The organism is Actinomadura geliboluensis, from assembly GCF_005889745.1.
Classification (GTDB): Bacteria; Actinomycetota; Actinomycetes; order Streptosporangiales; family Streptosporangiaceae; genus Spirillospora; species Spirillospora geliboluensis.
Window position 1 is genome coordinate 1 of the sequence record NZ_VCKZ01000331.1, and the last position, 10199, is coordinate 10199.

A 10199-nucleotide genomic window follows, 5' to 3' on the forward strand; every position below is an offset into this window, starting at 1 on the left:
GAGCATGCCTCGTCTCCTCCGGTTGAAGGTTCAAACATGAACTAGCAGAACGCTAGCAGGATGATTCAAATTCAGACCATTTAGAAACTTCAAGAGGGTTTTCATGCCAACTAGAATCACCGCATGAACGAAGTGGGGGACGCCGCCCTGGAACCACGTGAGCTGCGCGCCTGGATGGCCTTCCTCGCGGCCGGCCACCTGGTGGACCACGAGGTCGAGCGGCAGCTCAAACGGGACGGCGGGCTGTCCCACGCCGAGTTCGAGGTGCTGGTCAGGCTGCGGTCCGCCCCCGACCGCCGGCTGCGCATGTCGGACCTCGCCCGGGAGGTGATGGTCTCCAAGAGCCGGCTCACCTACCAGGTCACCCAGCTCGAACGGGCCGGGCTCGTGAAACGCGCGGGCTGCGCGACGGACCGCCGGTCGGTGTGGGCGGAGCTGACCGACGACGGCGCCGCCGCGCTCGACCGCGTCCGCCCCGGGCACCGCCGCGTCGTCCGCGAGACGCTCATCGACGTGCTGACGCCGGAGGAGATCGACCTGCTCGGCGAGGCGCTCGGCCGCGTGGCCGACCGCCTCCGCGCGCGCTAGGCCAGCCCGGCATGCGCGATTTCGGGGGCATCGTCGAGCGCTCGCCCGCGCGGGTCGTCCGTCCGGGGTCGGCGCGGGAGGTCCTGGAGGCCGTCCGCGAGGCCGCCGCCGGCGGGCTGGACGCGGTCCCGCGCGGCCTCGGGCACTCCACGTTCGGCCAGTCCCTGACCACGGGCGTCTCCCTCGACATGCGCGGGCTGGCGGGCGTCCACGCGATCGGCGAGCGGCAGGCCGCCGTCGGCGCCGGGACGAGCTGGCGCGAGGTCCTCGCCGCGACGCTGCCGCGCGGGCTGACCCCGCCCGTCCTGACCGACCACCTGGACGTGACGGTCGGCGGGACGGTCTCCGCGGGCGGCGTCGGCGGGACGTCCCACCGGCACGGCACGCAGGCCGACAACGTGCTCGCCCTGGAGGTCGTCGCCGGCGGGCGGGTCGTCACCTGCTCCCCCGCCGAGCGGCCGGAGCTGTTCGACGCCGTCCGGGGCGGCCTCGGCGGGCACGGCGTCATCACCGCGGCGACGCTGCGGCTCGTCCCCGCCCCGGAGCGCGTGCTGTCCTGCACGATCCCCTGCCGGAGCGCCGGCGACCTGCTGCGGGTCCAGCGCGAGGTGCGGGCCGAGCACATCTCGGGCCAGGCCAAGCCGTCCGGCGGCGGCTGGCGGTTCGAGGCCAAGGCCGTCCTGTACGGGGACGGCGGCGAGCCGCCGCCCGGCACCGCGGAGACCGAGCGCCTCGGCTACCTCGACTTCGCCGACCGGATGCGGCCCGACGTCGAGGAGCTGGTCGCGCTCGGCGAGTGGGCGCGCCCGCACCCGTGGGCCATGGTGTTCCTGCCCGAGCACCGCGCCGCCGCGGTGATCGAGTCAACGCTCGCCGAGATGACGACGGCCGACCTGGGCCTCAGCGGCGTCGTCCTGGTCAAGGCGCTCCGCACCGGGACGGTGCTGTTCAGCGTCCTGCGCACCGCCTCGCCGGGCTGCGCGCCCGTCGCGGGAATGCTCGCCGCCAACCGGCGGCTCCTCGACCGGGCGCTGGCCGTCGGCGGCGCCCGCTACGCGGTCGACTCGACCGGGTAGGCGGCCTGGTGGGCGGCCGCGTCGCTCACAGGGCCAGCGCGAGGAGCTCGGCGGACGGGAGGCCCGTGAGCGCCTTGCCTGGCAGCATGACCTTCGACTTGCGCAGGCCGCTGCCGATGACGACGCGCGGGGCGGCGGCGACAGCCTCGTCCACCAGGACCGGCCAGCCCTCGGGGAGGCCGACCGGGGTGATCCCGCCGTACTCCATGGCGGTGAGCGAGGTCGCGTCGGCCATCGGCGCGAACGAGACCTTGCGGGCGCCGAGGTGCTTGCGGACGACGCCGTTCACGTCGGCGCGGCCGGTGGCGAGGACCATGCAGGCGGCGTAGGAGACCTCGCCGCCGCGCTTGGCGGCGACGACCACGCAGTTGGCGCTGGCGTCGAGGGGGACGGCGTAGCGCTCGCAGAACGCGGCCGTGTCGGCCAGGTCCGGGTCGATCTCCGCGACCTCGGCCTCGGGCACGGCGCCGATCGCGGCGGCGACGGGCGCCGCGAGGAGGTCGTGCCGTTCGTCCGCCGGTTCCCAGTCGAGTGTGCCGAGCATCTGTGCGTCCCTTCCGTGGTCCCGGTCCCCACCCTGCCACGCTCTTGACGCCGGGACGCCCCGCGTGGTCCAGTGGCTGAGCCACTCGACCACTGGAGGTTCCGTGCCGTCCTCGCCGATCCCCCGCGACACCGTCGTGGACTCGCTCGTCGACCGGCTGCGCGACGACGTGCTCAGCGGCCGGTACCCGCCCGGCTCCTACCTGCCGCCCGAGCGGGAGCTGGCCGCCGGGTACGCGGTGACGCGGACGTCGCTGAAGCACGCGATCGTCCGGCTCGCGCAGGCGGGGCTGCTGGAGACGCGGCACGGGGTGGGCACGCGCGTCCGCGACTACGAGCGGCTCGGCGGCCCCGAACTGCTGCCGATGCTGGCCCGCACGGTCGGGCCCGCCTGGATGGCGGAGATCTTCGAGGTGCGGCGCGAGGTCGGCGCGCGGGTGGCGGCGCGGGCGGCCGAGCACGCGACGGCCGCGCAGCGGGCCCTGCTGCGCGACCTGGCCGACGAGGTCCGGAACGCGCCGGACGCGGACGCGGCGCAGCTCGCCGAGTGCGAGATCCACCGCGTCATCGGCGGCGCGACCGGCAACCGGGTGTACGGGTTCATGGTGAACGCGCTGCTGAACGCCTACCTGGCCGTCCGGGAGGGGTTCGCGCACGCGTTCGCCGACCCCGGCGCGGCGGCGGACCGGCTCGCCCCGCTGATCGGCGCGCTGTGCGACGGCGCCCCGGACCGGGCGCGCGCGGCGGCCGACGCCTACTTCGCCGAGACCGAGGCGATCATGACGAAGGGGGCGCGATGAGCGCCAGGCGCACGACGTTCAGCGAGGTCATGGAGGGCGAGCTGCGGCTCGCCGGGGAGGACCGGGCGCGGCCGATGCGGCTGGACCTGGACGCCGACCTGCCCGGCGTCCTGCGCCCCTGGGGCGACGCGGAGGGCGCGATCGCCGGGCGCGTCAGCGTGCCGGGCTGGGCGGACGACCCGTCGGCCTCGGGACGGCTGCGCGTCGCGCCGATCGCCGCCCGCAGGATCCGCTACACGCTCGACTTCACGGCCGCCGACGGCCGCCGCCTGCGCCTGGACGGCTGGAAGTCGGTGTCGCCGCGCCGGCCCGTCCGGTCGATGACGTCGCTGCCGGCCACCGTGACCGACGCGGACGGGACGGCCGTCGGCGAGGCGCGGCTGCGCTTCCATCTGCGCCGCGACCTGGCGGCCTTCCTCACGAGCTTCCGCGCCCCCGCGCGGGCCGCCGACCCGATGCGGTCGCGCTGGCGGGGGCAGGCCGGGCGGCTGGAGGTCTGGTACACGACGCTGACCGACCCGGCGACCGGCACCGGGGTGTGGCTCCACCACGAACTGGTCGCACCGGACGACGGCGGCGGCGCGCACGCCCACGGCTGGGCGGCCGTGTTCCCGCCCGGCGAGCCGCCGGTGTTCGGGCGGTTCGGACCGCACGAGTGGAGCCCCCGCGAGGACGCCGCCTTCGCCGCCGGGCCGGTCGTCCAGACCGGCGACCGGCTCGCCGGCACGGCGGGACCGGTCGGCTGGGAGCTGCGCGAGTCGGGCGGCGGGCCGCCGCTGTTCACGTTCCCGCGCTGGGCGTGGGAGCGGGAGCTGCTGCCGGCGGCGCAGATCGTCCCGAAGCCGGCGGCCGCGTACCGCGGCGCGGTGCGGTTCGGCGACCGGGTGCTGGACCTGGCGGACGCCCCGGGCGCCTCGGCCCGGATCTACGGGCACGGCAACGCGCGCCGCTGGGCGTGGCTGCACGCCGACCTCGGCGGCGGCGACGTGTGCGAGATCGTGGCGGCCGTCTCGACGCGGCCGGGCCTGAACCGGATGGCCCCGCTCCCGCTCGTCCGGCTCCGGGTGGACGGGCGGGACCTGCCGTCCGGCGACCCGCTGCTCGCGGCGCTCCGGCTGCGGGCCGACATCCGCCTCCCGACGTGGACGGTCCGGGGGCGCGTCGGCGACCGGCTGCTGAACGTCGAGGTCACGCAGCGGCCGGAGGAGACCGTCGCGGTCGACTACGCCGACCCGGACGGCGCCCCGGCGGTCTGCCGCAACTCCGAGCGCGCGGACGTGCGGATCGCCCTCGCGCGCCGCGCGGGACGCGGCTGGCGGACCGAGCGCGAATGGCGGCTGGACGGCACCGGCCACGCGGAGGTGGGCCTGCGGTGAGCACCATGGCGGGGACCGTCTCGGTCCTGCTCGGCATCGACGACGACGCGGAGCTGGCGCGCGTCACCGCCGGCGCGGAGGCGATCGCGCGGGCGCTGCCCGGCCCGGCGCGGCTCGGGATCGCCGCCGGGACCGGCGCGCTGGACGCGCTGGCCCGGCTCGCCGTCGGGCGGCCCATCGACCGGCTGGACGCCGGCCGGCGGGACGCGCTGTGCGCGCTGCTGGCGGCCCGCCCGGCCGCCGCCCGGGTCATCGAGGCGGTGAAGGCCCCGCTGCTGCTGGCCGCCGGGACGGGGCTGCTGCCCGGCCCGCCGGAGCCGGGCGGCCTGGTGCGGCCCGACGCGGCGCTGGACTGCACGCCGTCCGCCGGGTGGCCGGCCTGCGCGACCGCCGACGCCGTCGTGGTCGGGTCCGGCGCGGGCGGCGCGATGGCGGCGCGGACCCTCGCCCGGCGCGGCCTGTCGGTGGTCGTGCTGGAGGAGGGGCGGCGCTTCACAGCGGCCGAGTTCCGGGAGCGCCGGCCGCTCGACCGGTTCCTCGACCTGTACCGGGACGGCGGCACGGCGGTCGCGCTCGGCCGCCCGCCGGTGCTGCTGCCCGAGGGCCGCGCGGTCGGCGGGACGACCGTCGTCAACAGCGGCACCTGCTACCGGACGCCCGGCCGGGTCCTGCGCCGCTGGGCGTCCCTCGGCGTCCCGGTGGAGGACTTCGGCGCGCACCTGGACGAGGTCGAGGCCACGCTGCGCGTCGCGCGGCAGCCGGTCGGGCCGCTCGGCCGCAACGGGCTGCTCGCGCTCGCGGGCGCCGAACGGCTCGGCTGGCGGGCCGCGCCGCTGCGCCGCAACGCGCCCGGCTGCATGGGCAGCGCGCAGTGCGCCGTGGGGTGTCCGCACAACGCGAAGTACGGCGTGCACCTGAACGCGCTCCCCCAGGCGTGCGAGGCGGGGGCGCGGATCGTCACCCACGCGCGAGTCGAACGCATCCTGGTCGAACGCGGGACCGCCACCGGTGTGCGCGCGCGCCGTCCAGACGGCACGGCGTTCGAGATCCTGGCGCCCCGCATCGTCGTCGCGGCCGGCGCCACGCAGACGCCCCTGCTGCTGCGGCGCTCCGGCCTCGGCGGGCATCCGGAGCTCGGCCGGGGCATGGCCGTCCACCCCGCGACGAACATGGCGGGACGCTTCGCCGAGCCCGTCGAGTCATGGCGCGGGGTGATGCAGAGCGTCGGCATCGAGGAACTGCACGGCGACGGCGTCCTGATCGAGGCGACGGCCACGCCGCCGGGCATGACGTCGTTCCCGCTGCCCGGGATCGGGCGGCGGCTGCGCGGCGAGCTGGCCGGCGCGCACCGCCTCGCCGTGCTCGGCGCGATGATCGCCGACGCCCCGTCCGGCCGCGTCCTCGGCGCCAGGCGCCGCGCCCTGCTCCGCTACGACCTCGCCCCGCGCGACGCCGGGCGGCTCCGCCGCGCGATGACCGCGATGGGGCGCGTCCTGTTCGCCGCCGGGGCCGAGGAGGTGCTGACCGGGCTGGCGCGGGACCCCGTCGTCCGGGACGAGGACCAGCTGGTCCGGGCCGTCGCGGCGGCGGCGCCGGCCGACCTGCACCTGGCCGGGTTCCACCCGACCGGGACGGCGCGGCTCGGCGCCGCCGCGGCGGCCGCGCCGGTCGACCCGGCCGGGCGGCTGCGGGGCGTGCGCGGGGTGCACGTCGCGGACGCCTCCGTCCTGCCGACGTGCCCCGAGGTGAACCCCCAGCTCACCATCATGGCGATGGCGTCCCGGATCGCCGCCGGCATCGCCTGAGCCCGGCGCGGCCCGCCGGGGTCAGGCGGCGGCGCCCAGGGTGCCGTGCGGGTCGAGGATGTACTTGCGCGCCGCGCCCCGGTCGAACTCGGCGTACCCCTCGGGCGCCTGCTCCAGCGGGATCACCGACGCGTTGACGTTCCGCGCGATCTGCACCCGGTCGTACAGGATCGCCATCATCAGCTGCCGGTTGTAGGACATCACCGGGCACTGGCCGGTGACGAAGTACTCCGACTTCGCCCAGCCGGTCCCGATCCGCAGCCCGAGCTGCCCCACCTTGGCGTTCTCGTCGGCCGCGCCCGGGTCGCCGGTCACGTACAGGCCGGGGATGCCGACCCCGCCGGCGGCGCGGGTGATCTCCATCAGCGTGTTCAGGACCGTCGCGGGCTGCTCCTTCTGCGCCCCCTCGTGGCCCTGGCCGCGCGCCTCGAACCCGACGCAGTCGACGGCCGCGTCCACCTCGGGCACGCCGAGGATCTGCTCGATCTGCGCCCCGACGTCGCCGTGCTGCGACAGGTCGATCGTCTCGCAGCCGAACCCGCGGGCCTGCGCGAGCCGCTGCTCGTTCATGTCGCCGACGATCACGACGGCGGCGCCGAGCAGCAGGCAGGCGGTCGCGCACGCGAGGCCGACCGGCCCCGCGCCCGCCACGTACGCGGTCGAGCCGGTGGTGACGCCGGCGGTGTAGGCGCCGTGGTAGCCGGTCGGGAAGATGTCCGACAGCATCGCGAGGTCGGGCAGCTTCTCCATCACGGTGTCCCGGTCGCCGGGGAACTTGAGCAGGTTGAAGTCCGCGTACGGGACGACCGCGTAGCGGGCCTGCCCGCCGTGCCAGCCGCCCATGTCGACGTAGCCGTAGGCGGCGCCCGGCCGCTCCCGGTTGACGTTCTCGCACACGCCGGTGTGGCGCTCCTTGCAGTTGCGGCAGCGGCCGCACGCGATGTTGAACGGGACGCTGACGAGATCGCCCTCCTTCACGAACTCGACGTCCCGGCCGGTCTCGATCACCTCGCCGGTGATCTCGTGGCCGAGCGTGAGCCCGGCCGGCGCGGTCGTCCGGCCGCGCACCATGTGCTGGTCGGAACCGCAGATGTTGGTGGCCAGGACCTTCAGGATGGCGCCGTGCTGCAGCTTGCGCCCGTTCTGCTCGGCCAGTTCGAGCTTCGGGAAGTCCAGGTCCTCCACCGTGACCTCGCCCGGCGCCTGGTACACGACGCCTCGGTTGGTGTCCGCCACGACCTCTCCCTCGGTTGAGAGCCGGTTCGCAGGCGCCCGGACGGCTGCGGCCCGCGCCCGTGCGTGCTCGCGCGTGCCGCGGGGGCGTCCGCGATCGTACAACCGGAGCCATACCCGGTTTGGGACCGTTAGTCCTATTTCGGACGGTTCAGCTGCCCAGATAGCGGAGGACCGCGAGGACGCGGCGGCTGTAGCCGGCGGCATGCGACAGATCGAGCTTGTCGAAGATCGCGTTGGCGTGCTTCTCGACCGCGCTCTGCGAGATGTGGAGGTTGGCGGCGATCGAGGCGTTCGTATGCCCCTGGGCCATGTTGTCGAGGACGTCCCGCTCCCGGGGCGTGAGGCGGGCCAGCGGATCGGCGTGCGTGCTGTGCGCCAGCAGCCGCCGGACCACCTCGGGGTCGAACGCCGCCCCGCCCGCGCCGACCCGGTCGAGCGCGTCCAGGAACTCGTCCACCTGGGCGACCCGGTCCTTCAGCAGGTAGCCGACGCCGGTGGTGTCGGCCGTGATCAGCTCGGTGGCGTAGCGCTTCTCCACGTACTGCGACAGCACGAGCACCCCGACCCCCGGCCAGCGCCGCCGGATCTCCAGCGCCGCGCGCAGGCCCTCGTCGGTGTGCGTCGGCGGCATCCGCACGTCCACCACCACGACGTCGGGCGGGCCCTGCTCCCCCGCCGCCGCCACCGCCGCGATCAGCGCGTCGCCGTCGCCGACCGCCGCGACCACCTCGTGGCCCTCCTCGGCGAGCAGCCGCACCAGGCCCTCGCGGAGCAGCGTCGAGTCCTCGGCCAGCATCACCCGCACGGCAGCTCCGCGGTGATCACCGTCGGGCCGCCGTGCGGGCTGTGCACGGCGAACGTCCCGTCCAGCGCGGCCACGCGGCGGGCCAGGCCGGCCAGCCCGCCGCCGCCCGGGTCGGCTCCCCCGCACCCGTCGTCTTCGATGCGCACGCCGATCATTGTCCCGGACCCCGCGACGGCGACCCGCACCGCCCGCGCGCCGGAGTGCTTGGCGGCGTTCGTGACCGCCTCGCAGACGACGAAGTACGCGGCGGTCTCCACCGCGTGCGGCGGCCGCCCCGGCACGTCGTAGTCGATCGTCACCGGCACCGCGGACCGCTCGGCCACCGTCTCCAGCGCCGCGCGCAGGCCCTCGCCGTCCAGCGCGGCCGGATACACCCGCCAGGTGACCTCCCGCAGGTCCTCGAGCGCCCGCTGCGACTCCTCGTGCGCCTGCTTCAACAGCTCCACCGCCCGCTCGTGGTCGCCGGCGCGGCGGGCCCGGCCGATCAGCATGCCGAGCGCCACGAGCCGCTGCTGGACGCCGTCGTGCAGGTCGCGCTCTATGCGGCGGCGCTCGTCGTCCACCGCGTCCACCACCTCGGCGCGCGTGACCGACAGCTGCGCGATGCGGCGCTCGTACTCCTCCAGCGGGCTCGGCCCGAGGCAGCGCCGCGCCACGCCCTTCTCCAGCGCCACCACGCCGACCAGGCCGTACACGGCGAGGAAGAGCAGCACCCCGCCCACGATGGCGGTGTAGAGGACGATCCACCAGGCCGGCGGGATGCCGTCCAGGTAGTCGCCGGTGACCCACCAGCTCACCGCCAGCCGGACCCCCAGCATCGCGCCGTAGCCGATCAGCAGCAGGATCGCGGCGCCCAGCAGTCCGACCGGCACCCGCAGCACGAGGTACGCGAGCGCCCGCAGCGGACCGTACTGGACGGCCCGGTCCTCGCCGAGGAAGGCGCGCAGCCGCCGCATCTCCAGCTCGGTCAGCAGCTCGGCGGCGTCCGCGACGGCCGCCGGGACCGCGCGCCGGCCGCGGGAGAAGGCCAGCGAGTACGCCATGAGCAGCGCCGCCCCCGCCAGCAGCACCAGCTCCGCGCCGGCGGTGGCCGCGCCCAGCACGAGCCCCGCCACGGCCCGGACGACCACGGCGGGGCCGCGGCGCACGGCGTCAGAAGGTGATGCGGTCACGTTCGCGTTCTCTTGCCTCCGCCCGGTGCGCCCCCGCCGGCCGGTCCCCGGCACCGGCCCGCCGTGCCTTCACGATACGCACCGCGAGGAACGCCGCGGCCGCCACGCCCGCGACCGCGACCACTGCCTTGGAGTAGACGCCGACGTACTCCTCGACCGTCCGCCAGTTGTCGCCGAGCCCGTACCCGGCCAGCACGAACACGGTGTTCCACAGCAGGCTGCCGAGCGTCGTGTAGGCCAGGAACACCGGCATCCGCATCCGCTCCACCCCCGCCGGGACGGAGATCAGGCTCCGGAAGATCGGGATCATCCGGCCGAAGAACACCGCCTTGCCGCCGTGCCGGAGGAACCACGCCTCCGTCCGGTCGAGGTCCTCGACCTTGACCAGCGGCAGCCGCGCCGCGATCGCGCGGACCCGGTCCCGCCCGATCAGGGCGCCGATCCCGTAGAGCGCGAGGGCGCCGACGACGCTGCCGAGCGTCGTCCACACGATCGCCGCGGTGAGGCTCATCCGGCCCTGCGCGGCCGTGAAGCCCGCGAGCGGGAGGATCACCTCGCTCGGCAGCGGCGGGAACAGGTTCTCCAGCGCGATCGCCAGGCCGGCGCCGGGCGCGCCGAGCCGCTCCATCAGGTCGGTCGCCCACCCGGCGATGCCGCCGGCGGGTTCGCCGGCGGACGCCGCGCTCATCAGTCCGATCATGCCTACGACGCTAGGAACCGGCGCCGCCCGCCGCCATGGAGAGCACCGCCGACCCGCCCGGCCGGATCCCGCACCCCCACCCTGCGGAAAACCACACC

The 10199-nt window shown here is 76.0% G+C and carries 10 protein-coding genes; 5 read left to right on the forward strand and 5 right to left on the reverse strand.

Going from position 1 to position 10199, the window contains the following annotated elements; genetic code table 11:
* The first annotated feature begins 123 nt into the window (after positions 1-123).
* Positions 124-588, forward strand: a complete 465-nt coding sequence (locus ETD96_RS33200; protein ID WP_138640438.1) for a MarR family winged helix-turn-helix transcriptional regulator — start codon at positions 124-126, stop codon at positions 586-588.
* 11 nt (positions 589-599) lie between these two features.
* Entirely contained in the window at positions 600-1664 is a 1065-nt protein-coding gene (locus tag ETD96_RS33205) for an FAD-binding protein (RefSeq protein ID WP_138640439.1), read from the forward strand.
* 25 nt (positions 1665-1689) lie between these two features.
* Here ETD96_RS33205 and ETD96_RS33210 read toward each other — a convergent pair whose 3' ends face one another.
* Positions 1690-2208: a YbaK/EbsC family protein gene (locus tag ETD96_RS33210; protein ID WP_138640440.1), complete on the reverse strand. Its 519-nt coding sequence runs from the start codon at positions 2206-2208 to the stop codon at positions 1690-1692.
* Between the two features lie 103 nt (positions 2209-2311).
* Between ETD96_RS33210 and ETD96_RS33215 the strand changes: the two genes are divergently transcribed.
* The 3 genes from ETD96_RS33215 to ETD96_RS33225 are packed head-to-tail and all read left to right on the forward strand — an operon-like array spanning position 2312 to position 6188.
* Positions 2312-3007 carry a FadR/GntR family transcriptional regulator gene (locus ETD96_RS33215; RefSeq protein ID WP_171069357.1) on the forward strand — a complete coding sequence of 232 codons (696 nt, stop codon included), beginning with the start codon at positions 2312-2314 and terminating at the stop codon, positions 3005-3007.
* Entirely contained in the window at positions 3004-4383 is a 1380-nt protein-coding gene (locus ETD96_RS33220) for a hypothetical protein (protein WP_138640441.1), read from the forward strand. The genes ETD96_RS33215 and ETD96_RS33220 overlap by 4 nt, the downstream gene beginning before the upstream one ends.
* Before the next feature lie 5 nt (positions 4384-4388).
* On the forward strand, positions 4389-6188 hold the full coding sequence (locus ETD96_RS33225; RefSeq protein ID WP_171069360.1) for a GMC family oxidoreductase: 1800 nt from the start codon (positions 4389-4391) through the stop codon (positions 6186-6188).
* Positions 6189-6209: 21 nt separating this feature from the next.
* On the opposite strand, the gene fdhA is transcribed toward ETD96_RS33225, so the two are convergent.
* The 4 genes from fdhA to ETD96_RS33245 all read right to left on the reverse strand — a co-directional run bounded on the left by fdhA (position 6210) and on the right by ETD96_RS33245 (position 10101).
* Positions 6210-7424, reverse strand: coding sequence for a formaldehyde dehydrogenase, glutathione-independent (gene fdhA, locus ETD96_RS33230; RefSeq protein ID WP_240808402.1), 1215 nt, complete (start codon positions 7422-7424; stop codon positions 6210-6212).
* Between the two features lie 148 nt (positions 7425-7572).
* On the reverse strand, positions 7573-8229 hold the full coding sequence (locus ETD96_RS33235; RefSeq protein ID WP_171069358.1) for a response regulator transcription factor: 657 nt from the start codon (positions 8227-8229) through the stop codon (positions 7573-7575).
* On the reverse strand, positions 8220-9401 hold the full coding sequence (locus ETD96_RS33240) for a sensor histidine kinase (RefSeq protein ID WP_240808403.1): 1182 nt from the start codon (positions 9399-9401) through the stop codon (positions 8220-8222). Before ETD96_RS33240 ends, ETD96_RS33235 begins: the two co-directional genes overlap by 10 nt.
* Positions 9382-10101, reverse strand: coding sequence for a DedA family protein (locus tag ETD96_RS33245; RefSeq protein WP_138640444.1), 720 nt, complete (start codon positions 10099-10101; stop codon positions 9382-9384). Before ETD96_RS33245 ends, ETD96_RS33240 begins: the two co-directional genes overlap by 20 nt.
* Positions 10102-10199: the final 98 nt, after the last annotated feature.

Excerpts from the sequence above, each read along its gene's own strand:
- ETD96_RS33200 (WP_138640438.1), top strand. The coding sequence starts at position 124 with ATGAACGAAGTGGGGGACGCCGCCCTGGAACCACGTGAGCTGCGCGCC.
- ETD96_RS33205 (WP_138640439.1), top strand. The coding sequence starts at position 600 with ATGCGCGATTTCGGGGGCATCGTCGAGCGCTCGCCCGCGCGGGTCGTC.
- ETD96_RS33210 (WP_138640440.1), bottom strand. The coding sequence starts at position 2,208 with ATGCTCGGCACACTCGACTGGGAACCGGCGGACGAACGGCACGACCTC.
- ETD96_RS33220 (WP_138640441.1), top strand. The coding sequence starts at position 3,004 with ATGAGCGCCAGGCGCACGACGTTCAGCGAGGTCATGGAGGGCGAGCTG.
- ETD96_RS33225 (WP_171069360.1), top strand. The coding sequence starts at position 4,389 with ATGGCGGGGACCGTCTCGGTCCTGCTCGGCATCGACGACGACGCGGAG.
- ETD96_RS33245 (WP_138640444.1), bottom strand. The coding sequence starts at position 10,101 with ATGATCGGACTGATGAGCGCGGCGTCCGCCGGCGAACCCGCCGGCGGC.